The 12411-nt window shown below is 70.7% G+C and carries 12 protein-coding genes; 7 read left to right on the forward strand and 5 right to left on the reverse strand.

Annotation, left to right across the window (positions count from 1 at the left end; all coding sequences use genetic code 11):
* The 4 genes from ACZ32T_RS24160 to ACZ32T_RS24175 all read right to left on the reverse strand — a co-directional run bounded on the left by ACZ32T_RS24160 (position 1) and on the right by ACZ32T_RS24175 (position 5590).
* Complete coding sequence (locus ACZ32T_RS24160) at positions 1-1266, reverse strand: TerD family protein (protein ID WP_467265500.1); 1266 nt, start codon at positions 1264-1266, stop codon at positions 1-3.
* A gap of 76 nt (positions 1267-1342) precedes the next feature.
* Complete coding sequence (locus tag ACZ32T_RS24165) at positions 1343-2602, reverse strand: GDSL-type esterase/lipase family protein (protein WP_467368927.1); 1260 nt, start codon at positions 2600-2602, stop codon at positions 1343-1345.
* 203 nt (positions 2603-2805) lie between these two features.
* A complete protein-coding gene (locus ACZ32T_RS24170; RefSeq protein WP_467368929.1) occupies positions 2806-4263 on the reverse strand; it encodes an acyl-CoA synthetase in 1458 nt (485 codons plus the stop codon).
* Positions 4264-4327: 64 nt separating this feature from the next.
* Positions 4328-5590 carry an SLC13 family permease gene (locus ACZ32T_RS24175; RefSeq protein ID WP_467368931.1) on the reverse strand — a complete coding sequence of 421 codons (1263 nt, stop codon included), beginning with the start codon at positions 5588-5590 and terminating at the stop codon, positions 4328-4330.
* A gap of 196 nt (positions 5591-5786) precedes the next feature.
* On the opposite strand from ACZ32T_RS24175, the gene ACZ32T_RS24180 reads away from it, so the two are divergent.
* The 3 genes from ACZ32T_RS24180 to dhaL all read left to right on the forward strand — a co-directional run bounded on the left by ACZ32T_RS24180 (position 5787) and on the right by dhaL (position 8555).
* Positions 5787-6509, forward strand: a complete 723-nt coding sequence (locus ACZ32T_RS24180) for a FadR/GntR family transcriptional regulator (RefSeq protein WP_467265492.1) — start codon at positions 5787-5789, stop codon at positions 6507-6509.
* Between the two features lie 332 nt (positions 6510-6841).
* Complete coding sequence (locus ACZ32T_RS24185) at positions 6842-7840, forward strand: dihydroxyacetone kinase subunit DhaK (RefSeq protein ID WP_467368933.1); 999 nt, start codon at positions 6842-6844, stop codon at positions 7838-7840.
* A 55-nt stretch (positions 7841-7895) separates the two neighbouring features.
* Positions 7896-8555 carry a dihydroxyacetone kinase subunit DhaL gene (dhaL, locus tag ACZ32T_RS24190; RefSeq protein WP_467265488.1) on the forward strand — a complete coding sequence of 220 codons (660 nt, stop codon included), beginning with the start codon at positions 7896-7898 and terminating at the stop codon, positions 8553-8555.
* A 43-nt stretch (positions 8556-8598) separates the two neighbouring features.
* Here dhaL and ACZ32T_RS24195 read toward each other — a convergent pair whose 3' ends face one another.
* Positions 8599-9279 (reverse strand): HAD family hydrolase, encoded by a 681-nt coding sequence (locus ACZ32T_RS24195; RefSeq protein WP_467368935.1) that lies wholly within the window; start codon positions 9277-9279, stop codon positions 8599-8601.
* Between the two features lie 463 nt (positions 9280-9742).
* Here ACZ32T_RS24195 and ACZ32T_RS24200 point away from each other — a divergent pair, with 463 nt between their 5' ends.
* The 4 genes from ACZ32T_RS24200 to ACZ32T_RS24215 all read left to right on the forward strand — a co-directional run bounded on the left by ACZ32T_RS24200 (position 9743) and on the right by ACZ32T_RS24215 (position 12282).
* Positions 9743-10276 carry a TetR family transcriptional regulator gene (locus tag ACZ32T_RS24200; protein ID WP_467368938.1) on the forward strand — a complete coding sequence of 178 codons (534 nt, stop codon included), beginning with the start codon at positions 9743-9745 and terminating at the stop codon, positions 10274-10276.
* The gene (locus ACZ32T_RS24205; protein ID WP_467368940.1) at positions 10273-10476 is read left to right on the forward strand and encodes a hypothetical protein; all 204 of its coding nucleotides are present in this window, start codon (positions 10273-10275) and stop codon (positions 10474-10476) included. Before ACZ32T_RS24200 ends, ACZ32T_RS24205 begins: the two co-directional genes overlap by 4 nt.
* 447 nt (positions 10477-10923) lie before the next feature.
* The gene (locus ACZ32T_RS24210) at positions 10924-11412 is read left to right on the forward strand and encodes a DUF6643 family protein (RefSeq protein WP_467265484.1); all 489 of its coding nucleotides are present in this window, start codon (positions 10924-10926) and stop codon (positions 11410-11412) included.
* A 45-nt stretch (positions 11413-11457) separates the two neighbouring features.
* Positions 11458-12282, forward strand: a complete 825-nt coding sequence (locus ACZ32T_RS24215) for an MOSC domain-containing protein (RefSeq protein ID WP_467265482.1) — start codon at positions 11458-11460, stop codon at positions 12280-12282.
* Positions 12283-12411 lie beyond the last annotated feature (129 nt).

The following is a 12411-nucleotide window of genomic DNA, read 5'->3' on the forward strand; positions in this document are numbered from 1 at the left end:
TCACTTGCGCCCGGGTGTCCAGTTCATGCCCCACCCGTAGGCGGCGTCGATGGTCCGCTGGGGGCTGACGCCGCGCTGGGGGACGAGGTAGCGGGCCTCGCGCTGCACGGTGAGGTCTCCCCCGTCGCTGGTGATCAGCGCGAGGGCGCACACCGTGGAGGGCACGGTGCATTCGTCGAGGGAGAAGTCGATCGCCGCGCCGTTCTGCGGCTGGAGCGTGACCGTGGCGTGCAGGTCGGCGAAGCTCCGGGCGCCTTCGTAGATCGTGACGAAGATCAGGACGCGGCGCAGCCGGTCCTTGTGGTCGAGGTTGACCGTGAGGTTCTCGCCGGACGAGACCGCGCCCGTACGGTCGTCCCCGTCCAGGAGGATGTAGGGCGGCTGCCGGAGGGAGCCGAAGGCGTTTCCCAGTGCCTGCACGACTCCCTTGCTGCCGTCCGTGAGCTCGTACAGTGCGCAGAGATCGAGGTCCAGGTCCGCGTGCATGGCGACGGCCCTGCCGAGTTTCGCGCCCCAGCCCTTGAACTGCTTGCGCACTTCCCAGTTGAGATTGACGCGCAGCGCTCCGGAGGTGCCGCCCTGTTTCGACAGCGACACCCTGGGGGCTTCTTTGGTCAGCGTGACCTTGGTCAGCCGCACAGCTGGCGGGGCGGCCGGCGGAGTGGGGGCGGCAGGACGGGCGGGCGGCTCGGGAGCCCTCTGCGGCTGCCGGGGCGAGGGCGCCTGCTGCGGTTCGTCGACGGAGATACCGAAGTCCGTCGCGAGGCCGGCGAGTCCGGTGTCGTATCCCTGTCCTACGGCCCTGAACTTCCAGGCCCCCTGGCGCAGGTAGAGCTCGCCGAGGATGAACGCGGTCTCGACGGTCGCGTCCGCGCTCTCGAAGCGCGCGATCTCGGAGCCGTCGGCCGGGTTCACGATCCGCACGTAGAGGCCGGTCACCCGTCCGAACGTGCCGCCGTCCGCCGAGGCCGCGATCACGACACGGTCGACCGCCGGCTCCATGCGCGAGAAATCCACGGTGAGGCTTTCCGTGACGGCGCCCGCTGACGTCTGTTTGCCTTCGTGGCGCACCGCTCCGGACGCGTGCTCCGGCTGGTTGTAGAAGACGAAGTCCGCGTCGCTGCGTACCTTGCCCGCCACCAGAAGGAGTGCCGAGGCGTCCACGTCCGGTGTCCCGGGTGACGTGCGCCGGCCCAGTTCGACCCGTACGGTCCGGGCCGGCACCGCGACATTGGTTCCCTTGTGCATGGTCATGCTCGCCCCCATCACGAGTCCGGCTGCCCGGAGAGTCTCCCGACAACCTAATCCCCGGACCTGCGGGGAGCCCACACCTGGACGGGAGTCACCGACGTGCCGAGGAGGCGAGCATCGGCAGCGAGAGCGTGCCGGCCAGGGCCTCCTGCCCGGAGATGTTCACGTGGACACCGTCGCCGGTGTCGTAGGGCGGGTTGATGGCGTTCGGCTTCACCGGATCCTTGAGGACCTGGTCGAAGCCCATGATGCCGTCGCAGGTGCCACTGCAGTCGTTCCTGTTCAGAACGTACGAGTTGACGGTGTGACGGACCCTGTTCTGCTCGTCGGTGTAGCCGGGGCGGGGGGTCACCGGAGTGACGTACACCTTGATGCCGGCCTCGTGCAGCCGGCGGAAGGTGTCGCGGTAGCTCGCCAGCACCTGCCCGGCGTCGCATCCGGCGGGCAGGTCGTTGGTGCCGTAGTAGTAGAGGACCCCGGTGACTCCGTGGAGGGCCAGGACGTCCCTCTGCAGGCGCGCCCCGGCGTCCAGACCGCGCACGGTCTCGGCGAGCTTCGGGCAGTCGGGGGCGCTGGTGGTGCCGTTCACGCCGGCGTTCGCCACCGCGAGCCGGCCCGTGGGGGGCAGCTCCGTGGTGATCCGCCGTGCGAGGTCGTCGGTCCACCGGCGGTCGGCGCCGAATTGTGTGCAGCCGGGGCCGCAGTCGGTGGATCCGACCCCGTCGACCACGGAGCTGCCGTAGGCGACGAGGCTGCCCTTCAGGCGCGGGTTGTGCACGTCCACGGCGGTGACCAGGTAGGTCGACTCGGTCGTCTCCGTGTAGGCGGCGGGACTCGTGTCGCGGGTGTGGTCCCCGGTGCCGGGAGCGGTCAGGTAGTTGGTACGGAACGCGGTCCCGTGCCGGCCGGGGAGGACGGTGCCGGAGACGGACAGGGAGACCGCGACGTCCGTCTGGGCGCGGGTCGTCAGGGTCGTGGCGTCACTCCAGAGCTCGCCGCCGGCGGGGATGACCGCGTCCGGCCGGCCGTCGAAGGTGACGGGCCGGGGGCGCCCTCGCGTGGCAGCGCTCCTGCCGTCCGTGAGTCCCACGGTGGCGGCGTCCACCGTGAGGGGGGTCGTACCGAAGGTGTTCTGGATCCGGATGCGGAGCGCGTCGCCCCCCTGGCTGAGGTGGCTGATCATGCGGACGGTCTGGTCACGCAAGGGCGTGGGGGCGAGGTCGTGCTGCGAGTTCGACCAGGACGTGAACCAGCCACGCGAGCCGGCCGGTTGCCCGGACGCGGTGTCACCCGCGGCGTTCGTGGTCGGTGCGGAGACGGCGAGCGCCGCGGCCAACGCGCCGGCGGCCAACGCGATCGAGGTACGTCTGCCCTGCGTGGCCCGGAGGCGGCGGTCTCGGGCTCGGGCTCGGGCTCGGGCGAGGAAGGGCTGGATCAACGGCTTGCCTTTCCGTGAAGGAGTCAGGAAGGGGGGGTGGTGTGCCGGTGTCCTCCGGCCGCGCTCAGGCGGGAGGTCCGGGGGCCCGTGCGTCTGCGCCCGTCCGGGCCGGAGCCTCACGCCCGAAGAGCCCGCTTCATGATCTTGCCGAGGTCGTTACGGGGCAGCTCGGACAGGTAGCGCACGGCCCGCGGACGCTTGTGCGGGGCGAGCTGAGCGGCGACGTGACCGGCCAGCTCGGCCAGGCCGGGGCGGTGTCGGGGGTCCTCCGGTACGATCCACGCCACGATCCGCTCGCCGAGGTCGGCGTCCGGCTCGCCCGTCACAGCCGCGTCCCTCACGCCGGCGTACTCCATCAGCGCGTTCTCGATCTCGCCCGCGCCGATCTTGTAGCCGCCGCTCTTGATGAGGTCGGTCGCCTTGCGGCCGACGATGCGGACGTAGCCGTCCGGATCGAGCACCGCCATGTCCCCCGTGCGGAACCACCCGTCCGTGGTGAACGCCTCGGTGGTGGCTTCGGGCCGGTTGAGGTACTCCGTGAAGAGGTTCGGGCCCCGCACCTGGATCTCGCCCACGACGTCCGGGCCCGTACCGGCCGGTGCGCCCTCCTCGTCGACGACCCTCAACTCGACCCCGCGCAGAGGCACTCCGACGGTTCCGGCCCGAGGCTCGCCGTCCGCGCGCACGCTGGTGTTCATCAGGGTCTCCGTCATCCCGTAGCGCTCGATGACGGTCCGGCCCGTCGCCTGCGCGATCCGCTCGTGGTCACGCGCCGGAAGCGCCGCCGATCCCGACACCAGCAGGCGCGCACCGGACAGCGCCCGGGCGAGCGCGGGGTCACCCGGCGCCACGGAGAGGACCTCGGCGATGCGGTGGTACATGGTCGGGACCCCGAACAGCATCGTGGCCCCGGCGTCGAGCGCCCGTGTGACGCCCTCGGTGCTGAACCGCCCGAGGTGGTGCACCGATCCCCCGCGCCGCAGGGGCCCGAGGATGCCGAGGATGAGCCCGTGCACGTGGAAGAGCGGCAGCGCGTGGACCAGTACGTCCTCGGCGTCCCACCCCCAGGCGTCCCGGAGGGCGTCCAGCGTGCTGGTCAGGGCCCGGCGCGGCAGGACGGCGCCCTTGGGCGGGCCGGTGGTGCCGGAGGTGTAGACGATCAGGGCGGGATGGCCCGGGCCGGGTTCGGCGGGCAGCGCTCCCACCGGCCCCCCGTGCGCGTCGATGTTCCGGCGGGGCAGTCCGTCCAGGGCGGCGGGGAGTGCGTCGTCCGCTGCGGCCAGGACCAGCGACGGCGCGCTGTCGGCCACGATGTGCGCCAGCTCCCGCTCGCCGGTCCGCGGATTGAGCGGCACCGCCGGCACTCCGGCGAGGAGGGCCGCCACCACACCGACGGCGGTCTCCAGGGTCGGCGTCGCCCAGACGGCGACCCGGTGGGCCGCGCCCAGGGCCGCGGCGAGGGAGCCGGCCGACGCCGCGAGTTCCTCGTACGAGAGGGTGCGGTCCCCGAACCGCAGGGCGGGCCGGGAACTGCGCTCGGCGAGTGCGGGGAACAGTGCCGTGGGGGCATTCACGCGTCGTACTCCGATCGACGGAACGGCGGGAAGGAGAGGGCCGCGGGCGGCGGTCCCCCGGGAGTCATCCGAATCCCGGCACCACCAGGACGAGCCACGCCGCGGCGGGTACCACTGCGACGACGACACCCCCGTAGACCATCAGCTGTCTGAAGAAGCGGTCCCGGTCGACGTCCGGCGCCGCGGCGAGGACGAGTGCACCATTGGTCGAGAAGGGGCTGACGTCCACCACGGTCGCCGACACGGCCAGCGCCGCGATCATGCCGACCGCCCCGATCTCACCCTGTGCGAGGAACGGCACGGCCAGCGGGATCAGCGCGCCCATGATGCCGACCGAGGAGGCGAACGCCGAGACGATCGCGCCGATGTAGCACAGCAACAGCGCCGCGAGCAGCGGTACTCCGATGCCTCCGACACCCTCCCCGGCCCACGTGATGGTGCCCATCTCCTCGAGCACGCCGACGTAGGTCAGGACGCCGCAGATGAGCAGCACGGTGGGCCAGGCGATCGCGCCGACCGCCTTGCGGCTGGTGTCCGGCCACGCGGCGCTGATCAGCACGGCGAGTGTGATGGCGGTCAGGCCCGCGTCCAGATCGAAGCCGAGCACGGCGACGACCAGGGCGATCAGCGCGAGGAGGGTGGCCGCCCTGGGCGCGTCGAGCCGGGTGGTCTCCTCGTCGGCGGGGGGCCCGGGTGACCCGTCGCTGTCCGTGGCGCCGCGCCGGGGGAGTTTCAGGCCGCCGAAGAGCACGAACACCACACCGGCGATGACCAGGTTGGCCGCCAGCGAGGCGAGGAACAGGGCGATCTCGTTGCCCGGCAGGTTTTCGCGCTCCACGATGCCGTTCACGATCGAGCCGTAGATGCTGATCGGGGAGAAACCGCCGCCCTGCGCCCCGTGCACCACCATCGCGCCCATCAGGAGCGGGCTGATGCCGTAACGGGCGGCGAAGCTCAGGGCGATCGGCGCGACGATCGCCACCGCGGCGGGGCTGACCGCGCCGATCGCCGTCAGCGCCCCGGTGATCACGAACATCACCCAGGGGATCAGGGCGATGCGTCCGCCGACCATGCGTATGGAGGCGTGCACCAGCCAGTCCGTGGTGCCGTTGGCCCGGGCGATCGCGAACAGATAGGTGACCCCGACCAGGACGACGAAAAGGTCTCCGGGGAAGCCGGCGAAGATGCCGTCCGCGTCCAGGTCGGCGACCAGCTCCCCCACCACGAAGGCGGCCGCGAAGGCCAGCGCGCCCATGTTGATCGAGCGGGTGGTGGCGATCACGAAGACCACCACGAGTACGAGGATAGAGATGAGTTCCGCGGACATTGCGGGCTCCTGTCCTGGGCCGACCCTCATTGGTCTGGTGGATGAGCCACTTCGCCTGTTGACGGCACTCAGAGTCCGGGGAGCGGCAGCAGCCGTCAAGGGGGTGCGCAGGAATTGGTTCAGCCTCCGGACCACCCGGCGCTGCTACGCTGCCGGTGCCAGGAGGGCGCGGGGGCCTCCGGAACAGGGGCAGGGGATGTCCGACGCACTGCGGCCCATGGGGCGCACGCGGCTGTACGAGCAAGTGCTCGACCGGCTGCGGTCGTTCGCCGCCGAGAGCGGCCTGATGGCCGGCGACAGGCTTCCGCCTGAGCGCGACCTCGCCCAGCGCCTGAGAGTGTCGCGGGCCTCGGTGAAGCAGGCCATCGTCGTCCTCGAGGTGCAGGGGCTCGTCGAGGTGCGGCACGGAGGCGGCACCTACCTCCTCGGGGACGGGCTGGACGCCGAGCCCGTCGAGCGGCTCGTCGAGCGCCGGCGCAGACTGCCCGACGTGCTGGAGGCGCGCGAGGCGCTGGAGACCAAACTGGCCGAACTCGCGGCGGAGCGGCGCACCGAGCAGGATCTGACCGCACTGCGGGCGTCGCTCGCCCACATGGCCGCGGAGATCGCCGACGGCGGTCATGGCATCGAGGGCGACCGGCGCTTCCACGCGGCGGTGACCGCTGCCGCCCACAGCGCGCTGCTGGCCGAGTTCATGCGGTCGATCGCCGACCAGATCACCGAGAGCAGGCACGAGTCCCTGCGCCAGCCGCGGCGGCCCGGCCGCTCCCTGACCCAGCACCAGGCGATCCTCGACGCGATCGAGGAGCGGCGCGGCAAGGCCGCCGCCGCGGCGATGCGGCGCCATGTGCGCACCGTCGCGAAGGTGAGACTCCTGGACTGGAACCCCGAACCGGACACCGCCGACGGGGCCCCCTGAACCACACGTCCGGACGTAACGCTTCGAGTCCAGGCATCCGGCCGGCGCCCCCCTCGACTTCTACAGCGCTGTAGATGCAAAGGGCTGGTCATCACCAGGCCGGCTCCCGGCCCGGGTTGCGGTGCGAGCACGCGAACGCCGCGCGGCCAACCGGTCCCGCGGGGCCGGACCGGCCCGCTCCGATGTGTCCGGGGATGCACGCCTCCCACGCCGCACCACCCGGCGGGCACTCCGAGCGAGTTGCCGTATGCACATCGTGACCCGCACCATGGAGTTCTCGTCCGGAGGCTGACCCATCCGGTCTCGTGCCGGGGACGAAAGGCGTGCCACTTATGCCCAGGTACTTCGAGAACGGCGCCGGCGAACTGGCCTCCGACGCACTGTCCGGCTTCGCTCGCGCGCACGCGGATATCGTGAAGTACAACGCCGCCGACGGGTACGTCACGGCTCTGCACACCGCGCCCACTCGGCTGGTGGGCCTTCTCTCGGGCGGGGGCTCAGGACACGAGCCCCTGCACATCGGCTACGTCGGGGCAGGCATGCTCGACGCCGCCTGCCCCGGAAGAATCTTCGCCTCGCCGCACAACCGGCAGATCTACCGGGCGTCCCTCGCGGTGGCCAGGCCGGAAGGCGTCCTGCACGTGGTCAAGAACTACACCGGAGACCGGATCAACTTCGGTATCGCCGCCGAGCGGCTGTCAGACGCGGGTATCGCCTGCGGCCGGGTCCTCGTCGACGACGATCTCGCCTCCGACTCCGAAGAGGTGGCCGCCGGGCGGCGCGGCACGGGTGCCACGGTGCTGGTGGAGAAAGTTCTGGGCGGCGCCGCGGACAGCGGGTTGGGACTCACCGAGCTGACGGATCTCGGCACCACGCTGGCAGGCCGGTGCCGGACACTCGCAGCCGCTTCCGCCGCCCACCACGCGCCGGCCGACGGCGAGCCGGCCTTCACCCTGCCGCCCGGCGAACTGGAGTACGGCGTCGGAATCCACGGTGAGCGCGCGGGCCGTACCAGGAGCCAGGTGCGCGTGGGTGCGCTGGTCGAAGAGATGACGGATGCGCTGCTGGACGCGTTGCGCCCCGGCCCCGAGGACTCGGTCGTCGCCCTGGTCAACGGTCTGGGCGCGGTCACCTCTCTCGAGCTGTACGGCATATTCGGGGAACTCGGCCGGGTTCTCGACGCCCGGGGGGTGCGGCTCGCCCGGCACCTCGTGGGCGACTACGTCACTGCCCTCGACATGCGGGGCTTCTCCCTGACCCTCATGGTCGCCGACCGGACGGTGCTGGATTTCTACGATGCGCCGGTCCGCACTCCGGCACTGCGGTGGTGAGCGGCAGACCTGCCGGGCTCCGGACAGGTCTCGACAGACGCAGGAGGACGAAACCATGACGCCCACCGCTTTCGACGGCGTGCGGACCCGCTTCTGGATCCAGGGTTTCACTGAATCGGTGTATGCCACCGAGCCCGAGCTGACCTCACTCGACCAGCGGACGGGGGACGGCGACTTCGGAGCGAATCTCGCAGCCGGGGTCCGAGCCGCCGGTCCCCTCCTCGACCGGATGGAACCGTCGGCCGGGCCCGCGGATGCCTTGGGGGCCGTCGCCCATGCCTTCCTCGACGAGATCGGGGGCACCAGCGGCCCCCTGTTCGGCCTGTTGTTCCAGGCGTTGAGCAAGGCCGCCGCCGGTTACGGCCTGACGACGGCCGCGCTCGCCGATGGCACGGCCAGGGGGCTGGCCGCCATCCGCCGTGTGGGCAATGCCTCACCTGGGGACAAGACACTGGTCGACGCACTCGCTCCGGCCGCCGCCGCGTTGCGGGTGGCGCAAGGCGCCTCACCCGCCGCGGCCTTGGCCGCGGCGGCGGACGCCGCATGGCAGGGGGTCCGGGACACAGCGTCCCTGACCGCGCGCATGGGCCGGGCGAGCTACCTGGGTGAACGGGCGACCGGCATCCCTGATCCCGGAGCGGTGGGCATCGCCCTCTTCTTCTCCTCCGCCGCCGCGCCCGTGCACACCCTGGCACCTCATCTGCCAACGGGCTGACCGCACCCGCACGCCGGGCCCGCACCTCCCTCCTCGGGCCGCTCTAGACGCCGAGCCGACTCCTGGCCCATGACACCAGCTCACGGTCGGCCAGGCTCGGGACCCACAGGTCGGCCTGTTCCGACTCGGGGCCCGGCGGGCACGGACCGATTCCGATGACACGAAGACCCGCCCGGCGTGCCGACTCCATTCCGGTCAGCGAGTCCTCCACGGCCAGGGCCTCCCCGGGCGGTACGCCGCAGAGTCGGGCTGCCAGGCTGTAGACGTCGGGCTCCGGCTTCGGCCGCACCTCCTCGCCGGCGACCACCACATGGTCGAAGCAACCGAGGAGCCCCGCCCGTCCGAGGCATGACTCCACCATCTCCCGGGGGCAGTTGCTCGCTACCGCGAGAGGACGGCGGCCGGCAGCCAGCCGGACCAGTGCGGCAGCACCGGGCATCGTGACGGGGTCCTGCTCGACCAGCGCGGTGAAGGTGCTGAGCAGCGTCCCGGTCAAGTCGTGCACCAGGTCCGGCTTCCCCGTCTCCTCGGCCATGAGCGCCCCGCACTCGGTGAAATGGACGCCCTTGGCCCGGTCCGCGAACCCCGCCGGCGGTTTGAGGCCGAACGCTCGGAATGTGGCATTCCGAGCCTCCTGCCAGTGTCGTTCCGTGTCCATCAGGGTCCCGTCGCAGTCGAAAACGACTGCGGAAGGAGACCAGGATAAAATGGGATGAGCTGTCATAGGACTGCCGTTCTCACAGGCCGCGTCAACCGGTTCGGTGCGCGGGCGCAGACTGGTACCGGAATGCGATTACTCCATCCGGGAATAAGGCGGTCATTACGCATGGGCATCACAACCGCACCATGCGATATCAGCGTGCGCCTCATGGAGACGCAACCGCCCTTTCGACCTTGAGCCGAAACATCGTGGCCATACGTTAATTTAGGACTTCGCACTCCGCAATCACCATTTCGAGTGACGGAAAAACCCCGGGCGACCACGAGCGCACTCCCGAAACAGCGCGGGGACGACACCGTAGAGAGCGACCGACGCGCCATGTGAGCAGCGATTTCAAGGGGCGGAACGGCGCCGGCCGAGCGAAGGCCCACACCCTCGGGGAAACGATTCCTCATCGCGGGCGAAAAAGGTTGAGTACGGGCCACCGGCGAGCAGGACCGGATAATAATAGAATCTTCCGCGCGTCATGCCAGGCCCCTCGAAGCGGAGACCTGGACCCACAAATGGAGATTTTCAAGAACTCTTGAACGAAGGTAGAAACGCAGTACAGGACAGGGCTCGCGAAACACGCAGAGTCCTGCTCGAATCGACAGCACATCTATTTGTCGAACGTGGATATTCGGGAACGAGCGTAAATGGCATGAGTGATCACTCCGGAAGAACCAGTGGAGCAATCTGTTTCCATTACTCCAGCAAGGAGGAGCCGGCACTGGCCGTGGTTCGCCAGCAGTTCTCCGCCTGGCCGCAACTCATCGACCCCTACGCGACCCAAGGCATTCCACCGCTGGAACAGCTGGTCGGCCTCAGCTCCGCCGTCGCGCGATTCTTCGGCGAGGACGTGATGGCACGCGCGGGCGCACGTCTCCGAGGGGAACGCCGAACCATCAATGCCTCCGTCCCCACCCCGTTCGACGCCTGGGCACCGGCTGCCACCCGGCTCCTGTCCCAGGCACGCACGCGAGGCGAACCGGCCGAGTGGAACCGTCCACCGCGGCCGTGACACTCGTGTGTTCGTTCTTCGGGCTCTGCACGCTGACCGACGAGGTACCGGGCGTGCGGGACTGGAGGACGCGGCTGGACCAGTGGTGGCTGCTCATGCTCAAGACCCTGCAGGCGGACCCGGACCCGGCCGCCCTGCTCGACCGCGCGCGGGAGCTGATTCCCGTCCCGCCGAAGGGCGCGGCTCCGCACCGAACATGACGGGCACCTGACCGCAGGGAGAACGCCCGCAGCGACCACACGTCTGCCGCGTTGCCCCGTCGGGACAGGGGTGAGGCGGAGGCGGGCGCGGTCACAGGCACGTCGCGCCGCACCCGTGGGCGGCAACGAACGCCGGTAGGTGACGACCGAACACGCCGTCTCGGCGGGAGTGAAGGGCAGGCCGGCGAGGCAGCGGGGTCTGCCGGCGCGCGGTCCAGGACCTCGCGGTCGGAGCCGTGCGTTCTCATGAGCGCAACCGGACGTCGCCCTTTGTGATCCCACCACCACTTCTCGTCAGTTCAAGAGCCGTCCGGCAGAAAAGCCTCCTGTTGTTTACGGAGGCTTTGACGTCACCCGAGCAGGTGGAGCCGACAAAAGCAGCGTAAAACGGATAACCCCAAGATTGGGGCTCCCCAACCGGCACATCGTGGGCTTAACTTATGTGTCATGACCTCCCCCCGCTCCACCTACGGCAGCGGCTACTACGCCGCGCCGTCGTTCCCCGACACCCCGATCTACGACTCCCTCGTGGCCGAGCGGGGGACCCCTCAGATCGCGCCGATCCGGGTGCCCGCCGCCTACGACACCGGGAACAGCTACCTGCCGGCTCTGCCGTCGGCGCTTCCCGCGTTGCCCGCGGCCCCGTCGCAGCCGACCGGGTCCTACGGCTACCCTCAGCAGGCGGCGCAGCCGCAGTACCAGAACGCCGGGATGCAGCAGGCGCCGATGATGCAGCCCGCGCAGCTGCAGAGCGCTCCGGCCCCGTACATCCCGCAGCAGCCGTCGTCGCCCCGTGGCTACCAGCAGCAACAGCAGCAGCGGCCCGGCACGGGCTACGAGGCGATGCGTCCCGCGGCGGCCCGCCCCGTGCCCGCCCCCGCGCAGTCGCCGTACGAGGATCCGTACAACCGCCCGTACCAGAGCCGGGGCTACTGACGGACGGCGCCTGCCGTTGTCTGTGACGGCTGGCAGGATGAACGCATGCTCTCGCCTGTGCTCAGTGCCGTACACGTCCACCCGGTCAAGTCGCTGGCTGCCCACGCCGCCGACGAGGCCGTCGTCGAGCCATGGGGACTCGCCGGCGACCGCCGCTGGATGCTGATCGACAGTGCGAAAAGGGTCGTCACACAGCGTCAGCAGCCGCGCATGGCGCGGCTGTCCGCCGAGCCCGTGCCGGGCGGCGGACTCGTGCTGTCGGCGCCCGGGAGCCCGTCCCTGACGGTGGAGGTGCCCGATCCGGCCCGCACGGTCGTCGCGGAGCTCCACCGGAGCGAGGTCACGACGGTGGTGGCCGCTGACGCCGCCCACGCGTGGTTCGGGGCACGTCTCGGTGCGGAGGTCCGGCTCGTCCATCTCGACGCGCCGTCGCACCGCAGACCCCTCGATCCGGAGTTCGGCCGGCCGGGCGAGACGGTGTCGCTCGCCGACGCGTTGCCGTTGCTCCTCACCACGCGTGCCTCGCTGGACGCGCTCAACTCGCTGGTGGCCCAGGGGGACCATCCGGACGAGGGGCCGTTGCCGATGAACCGCTTCCGGCCGAACGTGGTCGTGGACGGCACCGCGCCCTGGGCCGAGGACGACTGGAAGCGGATCACGATCGGGGAGGTCGCGTTCCGTGTCGCCAAGCCGTGCGGACGGTGCGTCATCACGACCACCGACCAGCGGACCGGTGAGCGGGGCAAGGAGCCGTTGCGCACGCTCGCCCGGCACCGCATGGACGGGAGGCACCTGCTCTTCGGCCGGCTCATGGTCCCGGAGGGCACCGGTGTGATCCGTCCCGGGGACCCGGTGCGGATCCCCGGCTGACCACCGGGCGCACCGGAAGCCGGGGTGGATCGGAACTCGGCGGGGCACGGGGGCCGTTGCCGGCGTGAGGTTGCTCTCTCTTCGCCTTCGGAGGACGTAATCGCCGCCCTCCCGGGTTATCACGGACAG

This window comes from Streptomyces sp. NPDC023573, from assembly GCF_055559735.1.